This is a genomic window from Providencia sp. PROV080, from assembly GCF_033688105.1.
Classification (GTDB): domain Bacteria; phylum Pseudomonadota; class Gammaproteobacteria; order Enterobacterales; family Enterobacteriaceae; genus Providencia; species Providencia zhejiangensis.
The window spans coordinates 3,448,177-3,465,960 of sequence record NZ_CP096346.1; the positions used below are offsets into that span (position 1 = coordinate 3,448,177).

The following is a 17,784-nucleotide window of genomic DNA, read 5'->3' on the forward strand; positions in this document are numbered from 1 at the left end:
ATCCTCTTCATATTTTGTTCATTTTTATAATATTGTTATTTAAAAATAGGTTTAATCAGAAACTAAGCCACCTAAGTGGCTTAGTGACTAAACACTAGTTGGATTTTTCTCTATAAGCATCTTCATCAAATTCAGTGATATCTAAATCATCACCTACAGTCTGTTGATTCACTTTGACTGGGGTAAATTTATTGATGACCCATAGAATTAACAATGTAAATACAAACGACCATAAACTCGTAAAGACAACAGCAACAAGTTGCTTAACAATTTGCATGCCATTTCCTTCAAGTAAACCAGCGGGTCCTTTAGGGTTCCAAACGGTTGAAGCAAATACCCCGACCAAAATAGAACCCGTGATCCCACCTACACCATGCACACCAAAAACATCAAGTGCATCGTCTAAATGACGTCTCACTAAGAAAACAAAGAAATAACAAACAAGGCTAGCAATAATACCAATGATTGCCGCTGAGCTGATTGACACATAACCTGAAGCCGGTGTGATCGTTGCTAAACCGGCCACGGCTCCCGTTAAGAAACCAACTAGTTTTGGCTTACCAGTATGCAGACGCTCGATGATAAACCAAGTGACTGCTGCGAAAGCCGCCGCAATATCAGTAGTTAAAAATGCAGAAACCGTTACTGTATTCACTTGCAGCTCAGAACCAGCGTTAAAGCCATACCAACCGAACCACAGTAAAGCAGCACCTAATGCAATATAAGGAATATTATGTGTTCCGTCTGATGGCACCATTCGTTTGCCAACATACAGCGCTGATGCTATAGCAGCAAAACCTGCTGTTGCATGAACAACAATCCCACCCGCAAAGTCAACAACACCCCACTTAGCAAAAAGCCCCTCTGGGCTCCACACCATGTGAACAAATGGACAGTAAACAAATAACGTCCATAAGGTCAAAAAGATCAGGTAAGCAGGAAAGTTAACCCTATTTGCGAAAGCGCCTGTAATTAATGCAGGTGTAATAATGGCAAACATCATCTGATAGCTGAAATGCACCAGTATGGGTAGCCCGCCATCATTTCCTGTATACATCGTTTGAGGACTAATGTTATTTAAAAACGCATAATAAAACGGATCGCCAATGATGCCATTAATCGATGGGCCAAAAGATAATGAATAACCGACAACAAACCAAATAATAGCCACCCATCCCATAGAGAAGAAACTTTGGGACATTATGGTAATAACACTTTTACGAGAAACTAGGCCACCATAAAAAAAAGCCAGTCCTGGAGTCATTAACATAACTAAACTTGTACATAGCAACATAAAGGCTGTATTTGGAACATCCAAAACCGACAATATATTTTCCATAAACATTATCTCATCTGATAGTCATATAAACCTATAAACACTTATTCTTATTAATGTTATAAATAAGCCCATTCTTACAATATTAAACTACTTATATAATAGAATAAGCATAACGATTATCAACATTATTATTAATAAAATATAAATTATTAACATATTCAACTTAAGTGATAATCCAAAATCAACAATCACTATAAACCCTAAATTATATATTTTGAATATACCCACATAAGGCTAGAGAACAATTACATTAATTAAATTAATGACTCGTATTCACTAGATACAAAAAAGACCAATAAAGAGCATCCAATTAAGATAATTAATAAACGAATACATCATAATATTGACATTAACCAAATGAAAAATAATTAAAAACAAAAATAATTAAAACTTACTCAGCTTCATAAATGAATGATAAATTTACCCCTATAGAATTTCTAATTTTAAAATAGAACGATTCATTCATAATCATTGTCATATATAAACCAACAACGACAATTATGTTTATACATTTAACACACCACGTATTTAAGTTTTAATTAAAAAGCAAAATCACACTCTTTTAATATAAATAAAGAGTATAAACTCACTATTTTTAATCATTATTATCGAACAGTTAAATACATAGAGAATATTGATTAATTATTGTCTGTATTATAATCTACTTTGCTGCGGAAAATAGACAGCCACCTGAACATTCAAAAACGATTTTGTTCCCTTCTAACGTAACAGGAATAACCTTAACTTTCATTACGCTATCACCTTCAATAATTGTCTCTGCTTTTACACGACGGGCAATAAATCGAATCACCGACAAAGGCTATGCTTTGGTTTGTTTAGTAAGAAAAGAAGGTTTAAAAGATGGTGCTGTTGACGTTTTAGAAGGCATTGTTAACTCAATTCTTTATCCTATTGATACTGTTATAGGTTTATCGACAGCTATTTCGAATTATGATCAGACTATTGATGCAATTAAAGTTTCAGCAATTCAATGGGATGAGCTGTATGAATATGCGTTAGCTAATGATCCTAATTTGGTAGAACCAATATTAGGTGCATGACAAGGTAAAATTCTTGGAAATGCGGGTAGGAGCGTCGTAGTTTCTGGAGCAATGGCAAAAACACTTCAGAAGGTTGCTCAATCTAAAAATGAGATAGAAAAGCCTCCTCCTACAGCAACATCGCCATCTGGTACAAAACATCCTTTGCTAGATGATGCAATTCCTCGAAATGGTGATAGATCTATTGTTAACCAAGAAGTGCTACCTACATGTAGGCATAATTCTTATGGAATGGTTTTAGATACAATGGGTAAACCTGTAAATATAGTAGACTTGATCAATAAAACTCCCTCAGCACCGAGGGGAACAACATCTATGCAAGTAGCTGGAATTTTAAAAGCAGAAGATGTTGAAGCAAGTGCATGGGCTGGTCGTAAAGTTAATGACATATCTCGTTATACTTCGAATGGAGCACCTATTATGGTTAGAATTATAGATAAAAATGATGGGAATATTTTCTTCATATTGTTGTTTTGCTGTTGATAGAGTAGCGAGTAGGAATGGCATCCCTGTTGTCGCAATTAGAGAACCATGGGAAAACACTTTACAGGGAAAGTGATTATTCCTAAAGGATGGCAGAAATGATTTTACAAATCGAATTTCCAGATAATTTATTGTTAAGTCAACTAGAACAGCAAAAAAAAATACCTTGTCACATACAAGTATCTAATAAGTTTGAAGTCGTTTTTGAAATTGAATCAACAAGAATTATTGGAGAAGTGAGCGAATATAATAGAACATTGTTCGAACAAAGAGTTATAGCCAGAGCTGGTGGCAATTATATCTATAATGAGCCATCTTTAATAACATTAAGTCGCGCTAGTAGAGGGGTGTATAGAGTCGTTGATCTCTGCGTTTTTTATAGCGATTTTGGATGGTGTTCAGTCATTGAAAACGGCGATTACATGGAACCCCACCCATTTTGGGATCATGATGATGAAGATCCAGACTTTAAACCGAGACTGTAATTTAAAAGGCGCTCGAACTGCTAAGATAAGAGGCGCGACTGATAATGTAACTCGTTATTATAAAAATGGAAAATATCTAGATAAAACAGTCGATGGAAAGATAATATCGTTTGGAAAACAATAAAAGGTGAATACGTTATGTGGCATGATTTACATATTACGAATGTGGGTCGGATAAGAAAAACAGTTGCTGAATTCACGGTTACGATGATCCCTATTTTACCTTATTCAAAAATGAAGGTGAAAATTTATGAAAGCCAATCTGGAAATTTTACTGGAATGACTGATTTAGCAATAAAAAGAAAATTTGATGGTTCTCCCGAATGTGCTATTGGGTATGGAGATACCATCGAGAAGGCGTTAGAAGATACGATCCTTTATTTTAATAAAATGCTAAGTCAAGATGGCTTTACTGAATTAACCGAAGATGATATTAGCTACGCAGAGTGGTCTGATTTTTAAATGTATAAAGATCCCTGTTCAGTGCTGGGATCTTCCTTGAAAATCTTACTCCCCCTCACTCAGCCGGATAATCAACTGTCCGGCTTGGCAAGTGAGGGGGTAGTGACTGCCTACTTAAAATATCCTACTCATTCAATCAATTACCGATTAAGGTGAGTTGGGATTGAGTTTACCTCGGTTAGGGGTGTCAAACCATCTACAACATTTTCACAAAATGAACTTAGTGTTTTACAACAAAAGCTTAATAAAAATATTGAGATTAAAATAAAAAATAATGTTACTGATCATCGGCGTACAGGTGTCTTTTCAAGTCTTCGCGAATACCGTGGTATATCTCGACCCATTAAATATCGACGCATTAGGCGTCCACACTAAACCCGTTCCCCATAACGCACGTTTGATCGATAAACTGAATAATCACACTCTACTGATTACTGACGATAATGTACTGACTGATCCACAGTATGGCGTAGAATTTATCAATGACTATTGGGTCGTCAATACAAAAACGAATAAAAGCCAATACATTTATTTGGATTACAATACTGGCATTGTCAATTTATCCAAACATGATGCAGGTGTACTGGTGATTTCGAGGGAAGACGAAACGGATCGGCTCACCTCTACTGAAGAGGTCAGCATGGGTGTATTGAATTAGATAATTGAGCCATTCTGCCCCAAAACTTTACCTGACCCAAAATCAGGTAAAAACAAAAAGGAGTTAGGTGATTAACACCTAACTCCTTAATAAATTTGGTGGCCCCTACTGGACTTGAACCAGTGACCAATCGATTATGAGTCGACTGCTCTAACCAACTGAGCTAAGGGGCCGAAGTGGGAGCGATTATACGTGCTGTTTTCTCTCAGGTCTAGTCTTTAAAAACTGTATGGTGATTTTCTGTCCATCTCCATTAACCGCCTTATTGTTCAGCAACATATCATTATCAAAAACTATCATTCTCAATTAAATCATAGCATTTAGAGGCTGCTCCCAATTCTTTGAAATTGACCATATGAACATATAGATAAGGATCAAAACGACTATCTAATCGCTAGCCAAACACCAAAGTTAATACTAACGCGGTCTCTCCATCTGCCACTGCAAATGTCGTTTGATTGATGGCCATTCAGACATAATAATACTGTAAACGCAGGTATCGCGTAGCTCCCCTGTTCGGGTATAAACATGGCTTCTTAAAATCCCATCCAGTTTTGCGCCAAGCCTTTCAATTGCTCTTCGGCTTTGTTGATTCAAAAAATGCGTTCTGAATTCAACAGCGACACAAGATAAGCTATCAAACGCATGTTGCAGCAATAAAAACTTCGCTTCTGTATTAATAGCCGTTCGTTGCACTTCTTTGCTATACCATGTCGCTCCAATTTCCACACGACGAGTCTCTTGATCAATTTTATTGTAAGAAGTCATCCCAACTGGCTGATTAGAACTTTTATCGATAACGGTAAAAGGCAGCATCTCTTTTTGCTGATAGAGCTTTAAACGACGATCCACATCTTTAGTGACATTTTCTGGCTCGGGTACTGAGGTATACCACAGCTTATGCAGATTATCCCGCTGGATAATTTCCCTAAACTGCTGGTCATATTGATGGGTTAGCAACTCAAGTCTCACGTACTTGCCTTCAAGTTCAATAGCTTGGTGAAGTTCTTTCATAATTAATCCTCTTTATCAGTACGTGACGGAAAAACTAACGACTTATTGGCTAACGACCTTGATAATAAAATTGTTTTACACCTTAAGTATGACAAAAAAATAAAATAACCGTTGCTCAGTCAACTTGTCAGCAATTTACTCATAAATCATATGATAAATATCACATTTTTTTAACATATTTTTCTATTGATAGCCCCATTGAGCTAGAGTTAACTCATCTGACCTGTTACCAAATCCCGCTGGGGAGTATAAATATGAGCAATTTTCCACATCTTTTCACCCCTCTTGATTTGGGGCACACCGTATTAAAAAATCGTATTTTAATGGGATCCATGCATACGGGTCTTGAAGAACATCCTGAAGGAAGCCGCCGTTTAGCTCATTTTTATCGGCTACGGGCAGAAAATGGCGTAAGTCTGATTATTACTGGTGGGATTGCACCGAATCAAGAAGGGGCATTGACTAAACATGGCGCAGTACTCGATAAAACTGAACAGCTCCCTTTCCACCAAGAAATAACCTCAGCGGTACATCGTGCTGACGGTAAAATCGCTCTACAGATCTTACATGCGGGCCGCTATGGCCTACACCCTGATATCGTGGCACCAAGCGCCATTCAAGCAGAAATCATTCCTTTTGCACCGAAAGAACTAACGCCCGAGCAAATCCAGAAAACAATAAGTGATTTTGTCACCACCGCTAAGCTGGCGCAACAAGCTGGTTATGATGGCGTTGAAATTATGGGTTCTGAGGGCTATCTAATTAATCAATTTATTGCAAAACGTACCAATCAGAGGACCGATGAATGGGGTGGTAGCTACGATAATCGGATCCGCTTTCCGCTTGAGATTGTGCGCCAAACTCGCCAAGCGGTAGGAAGCGACTTCATTATTATTTACCGTCTTTCTATGTTAGACCTTGTTGAGGATGGCTCCAATTGGGAAGAAATCGAGCATCTCGCAAAAGCCATTGAGCAGGCCGGTGCAACAATGATTAATACTGGTATCGGCTGGCATGAAGCAAGGGTTCCAACGATTGCCACACAAGTTCCACGGCATGCTTTTAGCTGGGTAACTGAAAAACTAATGGGCAAAGTCGCTATTCCACTGATTACAACCAATAGAATAAATGATCCATTTGTAGCTGAACGGATCCTCGAATCAGGACAAGCTGACATGGTTTCAATGGCTCGACCATTTCTTGCCGATGAAGCGTTTGTTCGTAAAGCCCAAGAGAATCGAGCCGATGAAATCAACACGTGTATTGGTTGCAATCAAGCTTGCCTTGATCAAATTTTTATTGGCAAACTTGCGACTTGCCTCGTTAATCCACAAGCGGTTAGAGAGCTAGATTTTCCAAATGAAAAAGCAACGCAGATAAAATCGGTTGCCGTTGTCGGTGCAGGTCCCGCGGGGCTTTCATGTGCGATTTATGCAGCCAAACGCGGCCATACAGTCACACTCTTTGAAAAAGCTGATCAAATCGGTGGCCAATTTAACATGGCAAAGCAGGTCCCAGGTAAAGAAGAATTTCATGAAACGATCCGTTATTTTTGTCGTCAATTAGAAATATTGAATATTGATGTCAAACTTGAACATCAAGCAAAAGCCAGTGATCTCGTTGGATTTGATAACGTGGTTATCGCGACAGGTGTGGTCCCTCGAACCATTAGTTTAGAAGGAAGAGAGCATCAAAAAGTATTATCTTATATTGATGTTTTAACTGGTAAGCGTTCTGTTGGCCAGTCAGCGGCCATTATTGGAGCCGGAGGTATTGGTTTTGATATTGCCGAATTTTTAAGTCAAAAAGGTGAAAGCAGCAGCTTAAATAGCTCACTATTCAACCAAGAATGGAATATTGACACCCGTATTCATTCTGCGGGAGGGATTTTTAATAGCCGGCCGACCCCAGTACAATCATCTCGCCAACTTTATTTACTGCAACGAAAAAATAGTAAAGTCGGTGCTGGTCTTGGAAAAACAACTGGTTGGGTGCACCGTTTATCATTAATGAAACGCGGGGTGCAGATGTTTAACGGTGTTGAATATATGCGAGTTGATGATGAAGGGCTACATATTCGCTACCAAGACAAATTACATTGCCTTCCCGTTGATAACGTGATTCTTTGCGCTGGCCAAGAACCCTATCATCCGTTGAAAGAGTCGCTTGCAGAGCAAGGTATTCAGGCTTATGTCATTGGTGGTGCCGATGTTGCAGCAGAACTTGATGCAAGAAGAGCGATAGAGCAAGGAATGAAGGTCGCCTACCAGATATAACAAGCGTTATTTGTCATCATGAATAGACAATAAAAACCCGCTATTGAAGCGGGTTTTTATGATTAAATAATGTATTAGTCTTCTTGTGATAATTGCGCTATTGGATCAGCCAGCCTTTCATCTTCAGCTAGGCAAACCGCAGCGGTAAACAAGACATCCGTTGAAGAGTTCAGCGCTGTTTCAGCCGAGTCTTGCAGCACACCAATCATGACACCAACCGCAACCACTTGCATCGCAATTTCGTTTGAAATGCCAAACATGTTACAAGCCAATGGAATAAGTAATAAAGAACCGCCAGCCACACCTGAAGCGCCACACGCACAGACTGCCGCTACTACGCTCAACAACAGAGCCGTTGGAATATCAACAGGGATGCCTAAGGTATGCACAGCAGCGAGTGTCAGTACAGTGATTGTCACTGCGGCACCGCCCATGTTAATCGTCGCTCCTAGCGGAATAGAAACTGAATAAGTGTCTTCATGTAAATTCATACGACGACACATCCCCATATTCACAGGAATATTCGCCGCTGAACTGCGGGTAAAGAAGGCGGTAACACCGCTTTCACGTAGGCATGCAAACACTAATGGATATGGATTGCGTTTAATTTTCCAATAAACTATTAATGGGTTAACAATTAATGCAACGATTAACATACAGCCAATCAATACCGCGAGGACATGGAAGTAACCTTTTAACGTTGCAAATCCAGTGGTTGCAATCGTTGAAGATACTAAGCCAAAAATCCCCAATGGCGCTAAGCGAATGACCACTCTCACTAACTGAGTCACGCTTTCTGAGAAATCTTGGATCATACTTTTCGTCGTGTCATTTGCATGACGTAAAGCAATACCAAGACCAATTGCCCAAGCAAGAATACCGATATAATTACCTTTAATCAGTGCATCAACGGGGTTGGCAAATATATTGATTAATAACCCTTTAAGTACTTCCCCTATATTCCCCGGTGGCGTCAGCTGTGTATCACCTACCACCAATACCAACTTCGATGGGAACATAAATGAGCCAACCACTGCCACTAATGCCGCAAAGAAGGTACCTAGAATATACAATACTAAAATGGGTCGAATATTAGTTTTTTGCCCCTTACGGTGGTTAGCGATCGATGCCATGACCAATACCCAAACCAATATCGGTGCAACTGCTTTTAACGCACTAACGAATAAATCACCTAATAACCCAACATTTTTAGCGGCTGAAGGCCATAACCACGCCAATAAAATACCCGCAATCAAACCAACGAGTATTTGCTTAACTAAGCTGCCCTTAGTGATAACTTGCCATAACCCTGTTTTGTTCGTTTCCATAGAAGACCTATATTTTATTAATCATTATTAGGAATAAAATGTGTTTGCCTTGCCAGTATAAGGAATAAATACCTTATTAAAAGGCGATTATTTTAAATATAGACAATAATTTATTTTATTTAACAATATATTTACATATCTGTGATCCTAATTGTATTTTGTTTCTTATAGTAGGATCTCAACATTGAAAATGTATGATATTTTTCAGTCTCTTAAATAAAAAAGCACTCGATTTTTTAAGTCGAGTGCTTGAATCTAACTAGGAGTGAAATGTTAGTTTTTCGCTTCGTTTCTCTTATTTACGATCGCATTAATCACTAGTGTGATAATTAAAATAGCCGCGACTGTACCTAACGAAATTGCTGTTGGAATGTGATAAATATCCATTAGCAACATTTTTATGCCGATAAAGGTCAAAATGACAGCTAAGCCATACTTCAACATACTGAATTTCTCAGCTACCCCTGCCAATAAAAAGTACATCGCACGTAAGCCTAAAATCGCAAATAGGTTAGAGGTCAATACAATAAATGGGTCTGTTGTCACCGCAAAAATTGCAGGAATGCTATCAACAGCAAAGATGACGTCACTGATTTCCACGAGGATCAGCACTAAAATCAGTGGGGTCGCAAAAAGTAAGCCATTGCGTTTAATGAAAAATTTCTCGCCGTGCAATTCATCCGTCATACGTAAATGAGAGCGCACCCATTTCACTAATGGCTTATCCGTAATCGGAGAATCATCCTCTTTAGCGAAAGCCATTTTAATCCCTGTAAACAACAAAAACAGGCCAAAAATATATAGAATCCAGCTAAATTGAGAAACTAACCAACTCCCTGCGAAAATCATTATGGTACGTAAAACAATCGCACCCAGTACGCCGTAGACCAACACTCTTCGTTGCAAATTAGCAGGGATCGCAAAATAGCTAAATAACATCAGCCATACAAAAACATTATCAACGGCCAACGCTTTTTCTAACAGATACCCCGTTAAGAAAGCCATGGTCTGGCTATTGGCGAATTCAGGGCTAACCGTATCATTTAAATACCACCAAAAGCCGCCAGCAAAAATTAACGATAGAGTGACCCAAACCGTACTCCAAGCAGCGGCTTGTTTCATCGACATCGCTTGGCCTTTATGTTTACCCTGCCAAAACAGGTCAACAAGTAACATAATGAGTATGATAACGGCGAAACTACCCCATAAAACAGGGTTACCAACAGAGTGCATATTATTTCCTTAATAACAAAAAACGGCTGACATCTTCAGAAGACATCAGCCGCTTAAATGCTTTAACCTAGAGTTATTATCTTTTGGTTGTCAACAATGAGCATACCTCGCCTTCTGGCAAGGTCTCACTTACAACACAATAACCCAAGATTGGAAATCGTGGTGCTCGGTTACCGGGTGCTTTTTATGCACCGTAATGACGATAAACCGACAAGAAGAAGTTACTCCCCTTTGCTATGATGCATAAGATAGGGTAATTAGTCCTAAAAAGCAATAATTAGCAAAGCCTATTTAACGAATAATTTTTCAAATTCCCTTGCACTAGCAAAGCGCTTTTTTTACCATTTTCATCAAAAAATACACTAATAGACGCTATTTTTACGTTATCTATCCCTTATAGTGATAGTCACCAAGAAGGGCCACTAACTCAAAAACTTAAATGAATTCTAAAAATAGAACGAGAATTTGCTGTTTAGTTATTTTTTGTTTTGTTAAAGTGGGCATGCTTTAAACTAACAGCCTGAGGAAATATGACTTTTCTTTTAGGTATTCGCATAATCCATGTCTTCCCTACCCAACAATAAGATTGTTGCTGTTATTGCCGTTTAGGAAACATTAATGGAATTAGTTAAAGAACTATTTTTTGCCCTTTGGCATCAAGACTACGTAACCCTATCCAACCCAGCGTTGGTCTGGGCTATTTATTTTATGTTATTCGCGATTCTTTTTCTTGAGAATGGGGTGCTTCCTGCCGCATTCCTACCAGGTGACAGTTTATTGATCCTCGTTGGTGTTCTCATAGCAAAAGGAACACTAAGCTACCCGTTAACGATTGTCATTTTGACAGCAGGAGCTAGCCTTGGCTGTTGGGTTGGTTATATTCAAGGTCGATGGCTTGGCAACACCAAACTCGTTAAGGGTTGGCTAGCGCATCTCCCTGAGCATTATCACCAACGTGCATATGGTTTATTCCATCGTCACGGTCTGGCTGCATTATTAATTGGCCGCTTTCTTGCTTTTGTTAGAACACTGCTACCAACAATTGCTGGGCTCGCGGGACTGCAAAATGGTCGCTTTCAAGTCTTTAACTGGTTAAGTGGCCTACTTTGGGTATTAATCCTGACAGCCATCGGTTTTGGTTTCGGGAAGAGCCCAATATTTCTTCAGTATGAACATCATATTATGAACGTGTTGATGCTAATCCCTGTTGGCCTCCTTATCATAGGCCTGATTGGCAGCATTGCAGTGGTGATTAAGAAAAAGCTTTCCACAAAAAAAGCGAACTAACCGATGAGAGGCTCTATAAGCCTCTCATGTTTCTCTTACCTTCCCGATAACTCACTATTGAATAATCTATTTTTGATGAATTCTGCTTTTTATTTTACATAACTTTTACATTATTCTTTCTTATTTAAAATCGCACACTCTTTTACATTAATTTAATCAATAATTAGCCTATTAGTCATTGCACTTACTGTAAAAATAGCTATTGTTAATAACTACAATTTATATTTTTTCTATTGATAGGAGGTTCCATTATGTCATCGAACAATTCATCAGAAGATCTACGCGCAGAACTAAAATCACTGGCTGACTCTCTCGAAGCGATGCTTAACGATACTGGAAACAAATCGAAAGAAGAAATAGACAGCCTAAAACAAAAAGCTCAGGACGCTCTATATACTTCACGCGCTAAACTAAACCAAGCAAGTGAAAAAATTACAGAGCAGACCAAAGAAATTGCAGGCCGAGCAGATAACTATGTCCGTGAAAATCCATGGACGGGTATTGGCATTGGTGCTGCCGTTGGTGTCGTTCTAGGCGTACTACTCGCTAAGCGTTAATTTGTATGGAACAACAAGAGCGTCAGGGCCCCGGTAAAGGGGTCCTTAACACACTACAACGTATCGCAGGCATTGCGGTACAAATGGTTGAGACTCGCATCCAGTTAATTGCCGTTGAATTAGAGGAAGAAAAAGCCACACTGATTCAACTTATTTTAATGGCGGGTATCACCCTACTCTTCACTGAATTCGGTTTAATGTGCCTTATCGGCTTAATTTTTTGGTCGGTTGATCCGATTTATCGCTATCAAGCTCTTGCTATTACGACCGGAGTTCTCATATTGCTCGCCATCACTGGCGCCATTTGGACGCTAAAAAAAGCAAGGCAGTCGACTTTATTAGGTGCAACCCGAGAACAGTTGAAGGAAGATTCGAAGGCACTAACGAGCGCAGAAGATGAACAAAAATAAGCGACAATCAGTGGCTGAAAAAAAACAACGCTTGATCAAGCAAATTGAACAGCAGCGTCATCAGCTATCTATGGCGTCAAAGGAATGGCTGGAAGTCACTGAACCTTACGATCGGTCGTGGCAAATTTTTGTCTCTTTTCGCCCTATTTTCATTGCTGCCGCTGGTTTGATATCTATTTATACCCTAAAGCAACCTAAGCGGATCTTCTCTCTAGGAAAAAAAGCACTAACAACATGGGGATTAGTGCGCTCTATCCAGAATGCGGTAACTACAAGTAAAAAATAATCTTTTTCCTCTCTAAACCTGAAGTAACCTCTTTCAGGTTTTTCTTCACTCGTCTCTTATTCAAATTTTTTGCCCATCTTTGTTAATAACCTTTGCTTTTTATTGAATCTACAAATAACTAATATAGCCACATCAAATGATTTCTAATCATTTAGTGCTAAAAAAAACAGTATATCGCGATAAAAGTCGCATTTTATTGATATTTGCTGACCCTCGTTAGCTGGAGAATCTTAATGAAAAATTTAGAAAGTAGCGTGTTATTACTCGCTCGAATTATGATGCCAATTCTGTTTATCGTCGCTGGGTATGGCAAATTAGGTGATGCTTACGCAGGTACTCAACAATATATGCAAGCGATGGGCGTTCCAGGATTTTTACTGCCTCTAACGATTTTATTAGAGCTTGGGGGTGGACTCGCTGTTCTGTTTGGTTTTCTGACAAGAACAGTGGCTATTTTTACTGCGATTTTTTGTGTATTAACATCGCTGCTTTTCCATATTGATTTCAGTGTAGCGCCTAATAGCTTGATGTTTATGAAAAATATGACCATCGCTGGCGGCTATTTATTACTAGCAGTCACAGGCCCTGGTAAATTGAGCATTGACCACTTACTCAATAAAAAGTGGTAATAAACGCCTTTTTCATCATTAGCCTTATCTTAACTTGATAACCGACTTTGGTTTGCACCTCTATATATCTTGTATAGAGGTGCTTTTTTATTCGTTATTTATTAACAAATAATTTAGGTATTTCTCGTAAGCACCAAGATTTTGCTTCTCCCATGCTATCTCGACGCCATGCCATAATAATATTCGTTTGATGGCTATATTCCGCACTAACAACGCGTAAACGTCCTTCACGTATATCCTGTTCAACCATAGGATATGGCATCGTTGCCACGCCTAATCCAGCCAATAAAGCATTACGCTTATCTTCGATCGTTGATACCGTTAATCTTTGCTGTTTATCTAATAGCTGCACAGTGATAACAGGACGCTCCCGTGCTGTATCAGCAACAGCAATCCCCCTATATTTAATGCGAGTTGTATCCGAAAGCGGTTCTGGTTCTTGATGAATCGGGTGTTCTGGACTAGCCACATATACATGGTTAATGCTGTATAAGGATTTAGAGTTAATTTCAGACGATGAGCGAAAATGCATATCTGGAGCGATGACAATATCAGCTTTACCACTCTCAAGCCGCTCCCACGCTCCCGCGAGTACTTCCGTTAAAATAGAAAGTTGCGTGTCTGATTTTTCTGCTAACTTATCAACCAAGGGGAATAAGTAGTATGCAGGTATTAATGCTTCACATACAATTGTCAGGTGAGTTTCCCAGCCTTTAGCCAGCGCTTCAGCATCGGAGGTTAGCTTTTCCGCGGCTTCAAGTAATACTCTGCCTCGCTCTAACAGCATTCTGCCAACGTTAGTGAATTTCGTTCTATGCCCTGAACGATCAAATAGAATAACATCTAATTCTTCTTCTAATTTTTGCATCGTATAGCTGAGCGCCGAGGGCACTCGACCCAATTCGTCAGCAGCAGCAGCGAAACTACCACGCCGGTCGATTGCATCCATCACCCTTAATGATTCAAGTGTTAATGCTCTCTCTTTACTCATGGAATATCTCTTTCAGTAAATTTGAATGAAGTAAACAGATTAACTGGCTAACAATTCAACGTCCAGCTATTTATTATAACAATATAAATTTTTGTATATTTTTGTCGATTGAAGGAGGGTTAGCCACCATGATGACATTAAGACAAGTAAAACACTGTGGTAAGGCTGACTATGGTTGGTTACAAGCGCGTTACGCGTTTTCCTTCGGCCATTACTTTGATCCTGATTTTATGGGATTTAAGACATTAAGAGTACTTAATCAGGAAGTTATCGCACCTGAGAGTGCTTTTCAGCCTAAAACCTACCCACATGTGGATATTCTTAATTTTGTATTACAAGGCAGTGCAGAGTATCGCGATAGTTTAGGAAATAAAATTGAAGTCAGTGAAGGTGAATGTATCCGCTTCTCACCACGCCCTGATTTAAGTTATAGCGAACACAATATGTGTTCACATAAACCCTTAACACGCCTACAGTTGTGGTTAAATGCTTGCCCGCAACAAGAGTATTATCCGACTCAAAAGATCAGTTTACCAACAGAAAGTAACATGTTAGTCGCCTCACCCGATGGGGTAAATGGCAGTATTCAATTACGTCAACAAATTTGGGTTACACAGCTTAATGTCACGTCAGATAATCCACAACACATTCAGTTGAAGGGAAAAAATGCTTATCTCCAATCTATTCACGGTGGAGCTCGCCTACAAGGTAGTAGTGGTAACACAATAGAAATGAGTTGCAATGATGGCGTTTTCATTCAGGACGAAAATACGTTAACACTCTCATCAGCAAAATCAATGCGCGCTTTACTTATTGATATTGGTGAATAACCTTTGAAGGGCCAACTTTCTTTTTTGGCCCCTCAAAAAATGCCTTCCTCCTAAAAATCCTCTTTTTTTGCGAAGATATTCTCAAATTTATGATCTTCCATACTCCGCATGTTGATAGCCTTATGATAGAGTCCAAGCAATAGTCAGCCAAAATAGAGTGGGTATTTTGGTTATTAAGCTTATTATTTTAGGTCTAGAAGGTATTTTTGTGGCTTTATTCACTCAACAGCGACTTAATCAAATTTTTGCAAGTATACTCGAAGAGGTTGTCCCTCAAGATGAGCTCGCAAAGCGTTTTTCTGTTTCAACACGGACGATACGCTCTGATATCAATGAAATAAATGAGCTAATACAAAACTACAGTGCCCATATTCTCTATGAGCGAGGCCGTGGCTATCGCTTAAAAATCGATGATGAAGGGCTTTTTGCTAAATTGACCCAACAAACTCAAGTCGAAAATAGTATCCCTCGGACAAGTAAAGAGCGTGTCGATGCCTTACTGCTAAAACTATTAATGCTGTCTTTGCCAGTAAAATTGGATGATATTGCCGAAGAGTGGTTTATTAGCCGTGGAACCCTGCAACAAGACATGAGCATTGTCAGAGAACATTTGCAGAAATATCAGATCTTATTAGAAAGCATTCCCCATCAAGGGATCCGTTTAAACGGGAGCGAATGGGCTATTCGGGCCTGTATGACAGAAACCCTTTGGCGACGTTTTTCATTGCAAATTAATCAGGACTTATCCATTTTTCAGCCTGAGTGTTTAGATAACCTCGATTTAACCTATATCGATAAGGTTCTTCATAACAGCATGAACCGTTTCGATGTTCGCTTAAGTAATGAGGGGCACTTATATTTGGTTTTCAACTGTGCTGTGACGATCTTACGTATTACTCGTGGTCATGAATTAACATCTACGGTGAAAAACCATGATAGTGAAGAGACGCTACGTAAAGCCTGTGAAGAAGTCTCTAAAGGATTGATCTATTTTCTTGGAAACGACTTATCCAGTGCAGAGCTGAGTTACCTACATGATCAAATCATCGCCCAGCGGATCAGTCATCAAGATGCCGCTCAGCAAAAAAGTGCTAATCACAATGAATTGGTTGAATATATTCTTAATTATATTAACGAATTGTATAACTATGACCTACGCAGTGATGAAAAGCTGAAAAAGGATCTCAATACTCACATCGCTGCATTAATGACACGGCTTCAATATCACATTATTACCCCTAATCCATTATTAAGTGATATAAAACAATATTATCCCTTTGCATATGATGTCACTCTCAGCGCACTCACCAGTGCCAGTAAGCAATTACTGCCTTACCCCATCAATGAAGATGAACTTGGCTATCTTGCGGTGCATATCGGCGTCAGTCTAGAAAGGAATTATGGTGCAGGGTCAATTCGTCAAACAGAAGTGCTTGTCGTCACCGATGCTGGAAATTCAACATTTCGAGTTGTTGAATCAAAGATCATGCGTGAGTTTCCACAACTCAAATTTAGCCGAGGACTAACACTGCAAGAATATGAGTCGTTAGATGAGGTCGAGGAAGACTTTGTGATCACCACAGTGCGTATTTCGGAAAAGAATAAGCCTGTCATAAAAATAGCCCCTTTCCCGACGCCTTATCAATTAGAACAAGTCGGTAAATTGGCAATGATGGATCAAACTCGCCCTTATATTATTGAACGCTTCTTTGATGAACGTTACTTTATGGTGATTAATGACAAGATCAGCCAAGAAACTTTATTCCAAACCGTTTGCCATAAATTACAACAAGATGGCTATGTCACTGCTGATTTCTATCCCTCATTACAAGAACGTGAATCGATTGTTTCTACTTTGCTTGGTGAAGGAATTGCATTACCCCACTCTTTAGGCTTACTGGCAAATAAAACAGTGGTTGTCACCATTGTCGCCCCCAAAGGTATTGAATGGAATAGAGAGACGAAAGAAAACGCGTATGTGATTTTCCTGCTGGCAATCAGTAAAGCTGACTATGAAGAAGCCATGGCGATCTACGACCTGTTTGTCACGTTTGTGAAAGAAAAAACCACCCGTAGACTTATCACTGTTAAGAATTTCAATGAGTTCCAAGTCATTGCTAAGGACAGCCTAGCGCGAATATAGGGGTTAAAAATTCAGTCGAAATAAATCATTTAAGCAAGAAATACACAAAAGATGGCCATTAATAAACGTAGAGGTCATACCCAAGGACTGAAAACTCTAGCAATATGATATTACTTCAGTTTAATAGAAGTATTAATATGGCTGAACGTCCGAATGCTTCTTGGGTAAAGCAAATAGATTTAAGAGTACGGCAGAACGACAAGTGTTATAACAATCACACTAAATTACGATTATTCTACGCGTAGACAGCACATAAAAATTAAGGCATGACTCAATCCACGGTGAAAAATATGTTTAACCTCAACTAAGAGA

18 protein-coding genes and 1 tRNA gene are annotated in these 17,784 nt (G+C 39.1%); 13 read left to right on the top strand and 6 right to left on the bottom strand.

Annotated elements, in window-relative coordinates; genetic code table 11:
* Positions 1–94: 94 nt before the first annotated feature.
* Entirely contained in the window at positions 95–1,339 is a 1,245-nt protein-coding gene (locus M1F03_RS15480; RefSeq protein ID WP_163862955.1) for an ammonium transporter, read from the bottom strand.
* Positions 1,340–2,049: 710 nt separating this feature from the next.
* Between M1F03_RS15480 and M1F03_RS15485 the strand changes: the two genes are divergently transcribed.
* From M1F03_RS15485 to M1F03_RS15505, 5 genes are all read left to right on the top strand, one after another.
* Positions 2,050–2,400, top strand: coding sequence for a hypothetical protein (locus tag M1F03_RS15485; RefSeq protein ID WP_251464662.1), 351 nt, complete (start codon positions 2,050–2,052; stop codon positions 2,398–2,400).
* A 51-nt stretch (positions 2,401–2,451) separates the two neighbouring features.
* On the top strand, positions 2,452–2,883 hold the full coding sequence (locus M1F03_RS15490) for a hypothetical protein (RefSeq protein ID WP_251464663.1): 432 nt from the start codon (positions 2,452–2,454) through the stop codon (positions 2,881–2,883).
* A gap of 98 nt (positions 2,884–2,981) precedes the next feature.
* Positions 2,982–3,368 (top strand): hypothetical protein, encoded by a 387-nt coding sequence (locus M1F03_RS15495; RefSeq protein WP_251464664.1) that lies wholly within the window; start codon positions 2,982–2,984, stop codon positions 3,366–3,368.
* Between the two features lie 138 nt (positions 3,369–3,506).
* Entirely contained in the window at positions 3,507–3,830 is a 324-nt protein-coding gene (locus M1F03_RS15500; RefSeq protein WP_251464665.1) for a hypothetical protein, read from the top strand.
* A gap of 274 nt (positions 3,831–4,104) precedes the next feature.
* Entirely contained in the window at positions 4,105–4,488 is a 384-nt protein-coding gene (locus M1F03_RS15505) for a hypothetical protein (RefSeq protein ID WP_251464666.1), read from the top strand.
* Positions 4,489–4,584: 96 nt separating this feature from the next.
* On the opposite strand, the gene M1F03_RS15510 is transcribed toward M1F03_RS15505, so the two are convergent.
* Positions 4,585–4,661 (bottom strand) — tRNA-Ile (locus tag M1F03_RS15510).
* Positions 4,662–4,905: 244 nt separating this feature from the next.
* Positions 4,906–5,502: a GNAT family N-acetyltransferase gene (locus M1F03_RS15515; protein ID WP_154622942.1), complete on the bottom strand. Its 597-nt coding sequence runs from the start codon at positions 5,500–5,502 to the stop codon at positions 4,906–4,908.
* A 254-nt stretch (positions 5,503–5,756) separates the two neighbouring features.
* Here M1F03_RS15515 and M1F03_RS15520 point away from each other — a divergent pair, with 254 nt between their 5' ends.
* Complete coding sequence (locus tag M1F03_RS15520) at positions 5,757–7,778, top strand: NADPH-dependent 2,4-dienoyl-CoA reductase (protein ID WP_251464667.1); 2,022 nt, start codon at positions 5,757–5,759, stop codon at positions 7,776–7,778.
* A gap of 74 nt (positions 7,779–7,852) precedes the next feature.
* On the opposite strand, the gene sstT is transcribed toward M1F03_RS15520, so the two are convergent.
* On the bottom strand, positions 7,853–9,106 hold the full coding sequence (gene sstT / locus M1F03_RS15525) for a serine/threonine transporter SstT (RefSeq protein ID WP_154622944.1): 1,254 nt from the start codon (positions 9,104–9,106) through the stop codon (positions 7,853–7,855).
* Positions 9,107–9,379: 273 nt separating this feature from the next.
* A complete protein-coding gene (locus M1F03_RS15530) occupies positions 9,380–10,339 on the bottom strand; it encodes a TerC family protein (RefSeq protein ID WP_154622016.1) in 960 nt (319 codons plus the stop codon).
* Positions 10,340–10,957: 618 nt separating this feature from the next.
* On the opposite strand from M1F03_RS15530, the gene M1F03_RS15535 reads away from it, so the two are divergent.
* The 5 genes from M1F03_RS15535 (at position 10,958) to M1F03_RS15555 (ending at position 13,508) form a co-directional block, all read left to right on the top strand.
* On the top strand, positions 10,958–11,626 hold the full coding sequence (locus M1F03_RS15535; RefSeq protein WP_154622015.1) for a DedA family protein: 669 nt from the start codon (positions 10,958–10,960) through the stop codon (positions 11,624–11,626).
* A gap of 251 nt (positions 11,627–11,877) precedes the next feature.
* The gene (locus tag M1F03_RS15540) at positions 11,878–12,183 is read left to right on the top strand and encodes a DUF883 family protein (RefSeq protein WP_154622014.1); all 306 of its coding nucleotides are present in this window, start codon (positions 11,878–11,880) and stop codon (positions 12,181–12,183) included.
* 5 nt (positions 12,184–12,188) lie between these two features.
* Positions 12,189–12,593: a phage holin family protein gene (locus M1F03_RS15545; RefSeq protein WP_318839997.1), complete on the top strand. Its 405-nt coding sequence runs from the start codon at positions 12,189–12,191 to the stop codon at positions 12,591–12,593.
* Positions 12,580–12,879: a YqjK-like family protein gene (locus M1F03_RS15550; protein ID WP_251464668.1), complete on the top strand. Its 300-nt coding sequence runs from the start codon at positions 12,580–12,582 to the stop codon at positions 12,877–12,879. The genes M1F03_RS15545 and M1F03_RS15550 overlap by 14 nt, the downstream gene beginning before the upstream one ends.
* A 233-nt stretch (positions 12,880–13,112) precedes the next feature.
* Entirely contained in the window at positions 13,113–13,508 is a 396-nt protein-coding gene (locus M1F03_RS15555; protein WP_154622011.1) for a DoxX family protein, read from the top strand.
* A 94-nt stretch (positions 13,509–13,602) separates the two neighbouring features.
* Here the strand turns inward: M1F03_RS15555 and M1F03_RS15560 are convergent, their stop codons facing one another.
* Positions 13,603–14,499, bottom strand: coding sequence for a LysR family transcriptional regulator (locus M1F03_RS15560; protein WP_154622010.1), 897 nt, complete (start codon positions 14,497–14,499; stop codon positions 13,603–13,605).
* Between the two features lie 128 nt (positions 14,500–14,627).
* On the opposite strand from M1F03_RS15560, the gene M1F03_RS15565 reads away from it, so the two are divergent.
* Both M1F03_RS15565 and M1F03_RS15570 read left to right on the top strand, forming a co-directional pair.
* Positions 14,628–15,329 (top strand): pirin family protein, encoded by a 702-nt coding sequence (locus M1F03_RS15565; RefSeq protein ID WP_251464669.1) that lies wholly within the window; start codon positions 14,628–14,630, stop codon positions 15,327–15,329.
* Positions 15,330–15,537: 208 nt separating this feature from the next.
* The gene (locus tag M1F03_RS15570) at positions 15,538–17,472 is read left to right on the top strand and encodes a BglG family transcription antiterminator (RefSeq protein WP_196713616.1); all 1,935 of its coding nucleotides are present in this window, start codon (positions 15,538–15,540) and stop codon (positions 17,470–17,472) included.
* The last annotated feature ends 312 nt before the right edge of the window (positions 17,473–17,784 follow it).